This window comes from Parvibaculum sp. (genome assembly GCF_049672805.1).
GTDB lineage: Bacteria > Pseudomonadota > Alphaproteobacteria > Parvibaculales > Parvibaculaceae > Parvibaculum.
In genome coordinates this window covers 1-3084 of record NZ_JBATWS010000364.1, presented here as the reverse complement: position 1 = coordinate 3084, position 3084 = coordinate 1, and the positions used below count along the sequence as shown (strand labels likewise).

Genomic DNA, 3084 nt, shown 5'->3' with positions numbered 1-3084 from the left:
GTCGAGAGCAATCAGCCGCGCCGCATCGCCAATGGCATGTGCGCCGGTCGAACAGGCGGTAACGACCGAATGGTTCGGCCCCTTCAGCCCGTGCTCGATGGACACATAGCCGGAAGCAAGATTGATGAGGCGGCCCGTGATGAAGAAGGGGCTCACGCGACGGGGGCCCTTTTCATGCAGGGTGAGCGCAGTTTCGGCAATGCCCTCAAGGCCACCGATACCGGAGCCGATCATCGTGCCTGTGCGGCACTTTTCTTCTTCGGTCTGGGGGTGCCAGCCTGCATCGTCCAGCGCCTGCTTTGCGGCAGCAACGGCATAGACGATGAAATCGTCAACGCGCTTCGACTCCTTGGGGTCCATCCAGTCATCCGGATTGAACGCCCCTTCACCCTCGCGCGGGACCGGCATGGCGATCTTGCAGGGCAGATCGGAAACGTCGAATTTTTCAATTTTGCGGGCAGCGGATTCCCCATTCAGGATCCGCTTCCAGGTGGTCTCCACACCGCATCCGAGCGGCGACACCATGCCCAAACCCGTGACGACGACTCGTCTCATGCCGATGCTCTCTCCCACCATCAACCGCAGGCCACCCGATCAATTACAGACCAGTCGGGCCTCAAGCAAGAACGGGCCGGAGAGAAAGACAGCTCTCTCCCCGGCCCGCCATATACATTCGCAGATCAGGACTTTGCGTTCGCCTGAACGAACTCGATCGCGTCCTTCACCGTGAGGATCTTCTCGGCCGCGTCGTCCGGAATCTCCACGCCGAATTCTTCTTCGAACGCCATCACCAACTCGACGTTGTCGAGGCTGTCGGCGCCCAGATCATCGATGAAGCTGGCGCTCTCGGTGACCTTGTCCGCGTCGACGCCAAGATGCTCGACGACGATCTTCTTCAGGCGTTCAGCGATATCACTCATTTTAAGTCCTCAGATCTTTGGTTTTAACCGGCATCGCACATCCCGCTGCTCGCATTCAAGGCATCGAGGACTGGATGTGATCGAATTCGGTGGAAAGGATGCCCCTCTTCTGGCCCATTTCAAGGCAAGACCGCAAGCCAAATCGAGGGCTTAGGTAACATACTTTTTTGCCCTGCACCAGCACAGGAAGACGGGCAAAACAACTCCCTATGCAACTGAATCTGTTGATGTTTTTTATTTCCATCAACAAAAACCTGTCAGATCATGGCCATTCCGCCATTCACATGCAGTGTCTGGCCGGTCACATAGGCGGCCTCATTGCTCGCAAGATAGACGGCGGCAGCAGCGATTTCCGACGACTCACCCAGCCTTCCGGCGGGAATCGTTCCCATGATGCGTGCCTGCTGATCCTCGTTCAGCGCGTCTGTCATAGCGCTGCGGATGAAGCCCGGCGCGATGCAATTCGCCGTGATGTTGCGGCTCGCGACTTCCTGCGCGAGCGACTTTGTCATGCCGATCATGCCTGCCTTTGACGCGGCATAATTGCCCTGCCCCGGATTGCCCATCACGCCGACAACGGAAGTGATGCCGATGATGCGCCCCCAGCGGCGCTTCATCATGCCGCGCAGCACACCACGCGACAGGCGGAACGCCGCGGTAAGATTCACGCGGATGACTTCATCCCACTCTTCGTCTTTCATCCGCATAAAGAGGTTATCGCGGGTGAGGCCTGCATTGTTGACGAGAATGTCGAGACTGCCCATCGCATCTTCCGCCTGCTTCGGCAGTGCATCGACTGCGGCAGCATCAGAGAGATTGCAGGGAACAACATGCGTGCGCTCGCCCAGCTCGGCGGCCAGCGCATCAAGCGCTTCTTTTCGTGTGCCAGAAAGCGCAACGATTGCGCCCTGTTTGTGAAGCGCACGCGCAATGTCGGAGCCGATGCCGCCTGAAGCGCCCGTTACCAGCGCGGTTTTGCCTGTGAGATCGAACATGCCGGTTCCTTCGTGTCAGACGGTTTTGAGAAAGGCTTCAACGTCAGCAGGCGTGCCGACAGCGTGAAGTTCAGGCTCCTTGGCGATGCGCTTTACCATACCGGAAAGCGCCTTGCCCGCGCCGATTTCGGCAAAGACGGTTACGCCCTGCTCTTCCATATAAAGAACGCTCTCGCGCCAGCGCACCATGCCTGTCACCTGCTTCACGAGAAGATCGCGGATCGTGGCGGGATCGGCAACGCGCGAGGCAGTGACATTGGCAACGAGCGGAACGGAAGGCGCCTTGAGTTCAACGGCGCCGAGAGCTTCGGCCATTTCATCGGCAGCAGGCTGCATCAGTTCGCAATGGAAGGGAGCGCTCACCGGCAGCAACATACTCCGCTTTGCGCCCTTACCCTTTGCAATCTCGATCGCCCGTTCGACCGCTTCCTTCTTGCCGGATACAACAACCTGTCCGCCGCCATTGTCATTTGCGGCAGCGCAAACATCGCCCTGCGCGGCTTCCGCTGCCACTTCGGACGCCTGATCGAAATCGAGGCCGAGAAGGGCCGCCATCGCGCCTTCGCCAACCGGCACGGCGCGCTGCATGGCCAGACCGCGCCGCTTCAAGAGGCGCGCCGTGTCTGCGACAGAGAAAGTACCGGCAGCGGCAAGTGCTGAATATTCGCCGAGGGAATGGCCGGCCACGAAAGCGGCCTTGTCGGCCAGGCTGAAGCCACCTTCCTTCTCAAGCGTGCGAATGACGGCGAGGCTCACGGCCATAATGGCGGGCTGGGCATTCTCGGTCAGGGTGAGGTCTTCCTGCGGCCCTTCCCACATCAGGCGGGAGAGATTCTGGCCGAGGGCGTCGTTCACCTCGTCAAAGACCTCACGGGCCGAGGCGAAGGCATCTGCCAGTTCCCGGCCCATGCCAACCGATTGCGATCCTTGTCCCGGAAAAATGAAGGCCCGCGTCATCCCTGCTCCCCGTCTATGCCCGGCATCGCTTATTATCGCGGCTTTCCGGGCTTTTGCACTATCGGGCCAAGGCCCCTACAGGGGGCCAAAGTGATACCCTGTGAAGGCTTTGAGTCAAGCGAAGGGTAACCGGGGCGTATCTTCTCCGGGCCCTTGTCTTGTCCCTTGCCTTGGCTGGCTTTTTCCTTATATTGCCGGGCTTCTGAAGGCCT

The 3084-nt window shown here is 59.6% G+C and carries 4 protein-coding genes; all 4 read right to left on the bottom strand.

What is annotated here, in order from left to right; all coding sequences use genetic code 11:
* On the bottom strand, nt 1-555 hold a 555-nt coding region (locus WBF74_RS11465), incomplete at its 3' end, for a beta-ketoacyl synthase N-terminal-like domain-containing protein (RefSeq protein WP_424439794.1).
* Nucleotides 556-680: 125 nt separating this feature from the next.
* Nucleotides 681-920 (bottom strand): acyl carrier protein, encoded by a 240-nt coding sequence (locus tag WBF74_RS11460; RefSeq protein ID WP_424439791.1) that lies wholly within the window; start codon nt 918-920, stop codon nt 681-683.
* A 257-nt stretch (nt 921-1177) separates the two neighbouring features.
* Entirely contained in the window at nt 1178-1915 is a 738-nt protein-coding gene (fabG, locus tag WBF74_RS11455; protein WP_424439788.1) for a 3-oxoacyl-[acyl-carrier-protein] reductase, read from the bottom strand.
* 15 nt (nt 1916-1930) lie between these two features.
* On the bottom strand, nt 1931-2872 hold the full coding sequence (gene fabD / locus WBF74_RS11450; protein ID WP_424439785.1) for an ACP S-malonyltransferase: 942 nt from the start codon (nt 2870-2872) through the stop codon (nt 1931-1933).
* Between the last annotated feature and the right edge of the window lie 212 nt (nt 2873-3084).

Bases quoted from the DNA above. Each gene is read 5' to 3' on its own strand.
- WBF74_RS11460 (WP_424439791.1), bottom strand. From the start codon at position 920: ATGAGTGATATCGCTGAACGCCTGAAGAAGATCGTCGTCGAGCATCTT.
- fabG (WP_424439788.1), bottom strand. From the start codon at position 1,915: ATGTTCGATCTCACAGGCAAAACCGCGCTGGTAACGGGCGCTTCAGGC.
- fabD (WP_424439785.1), bottom strand. From the start codon at position 2,872: ATGACGCGGGCCTTCATTTTTCCGGGACAAGGATCGCAATCGGTTGGC.